General features: G+C 70.2%; 1 protein-coding gene. It reads right to left on the bottom strand.

Going from position 1 to position 403, the window contains the following annotated elements; genetic code table 11:
• Positions 1-403: TetR/AcrR family transcriptional regulator (locus EU805_RS17260; RefSeq protein ID WP_129765210.1), on the bottom strand; the 403-nt coding region annotated here is incomplete at both ends.

Raw genomic sequence — 403 nt, 5'->3', positions numbered from 1 at the left:
ACCGCCGCCGCCCGAGCCGCAGAGACGGCCCCCGCTCCGCGATAGACAGCCGCGTGGGTAGCGCCCTCGAAGAGAACCAGAACCTGCTCTGCGAGTGCCGGGTCCTCGCGTCCGAGTTCCATTGCGAGGACCTCACCGACCCGTCGGCGGAACGCTTCCTTGTGCAGCGCAACCGCCTCGGCGATCGCCGGCGTATCGCCACCCGTTTCCGCGCGCGAGCGAAGAAACAGGCAGCCCCGACATCCCTCGACCCGGACCCAGTCCTCGAGCGCGGCGAACAGGGCGTCGACGGTCCGCACGTCGATCCGGGCCATGAAGCGCCGGTCCCGCTCGGTCAGGACACGCGCCATGAGCGCGGCCTTGCTGCCGGCATGCTTGTAAAGCGTGCGGCTCGACATCCCCG

Source organism: Salipiger sp. IMCC34102 (genome assembly GCF_004145405.1).
In the GTDB taxonomy this organism is placed as follows: domain Bacteria; phylum Pseudomonadota; class Alphaproteobacteria; order Rhodobacterales; family Rhodobacteraceae; genus Loktanella.
This window is presented reverse-complemented; position numbering and strand designations above follow the sequence as displayed.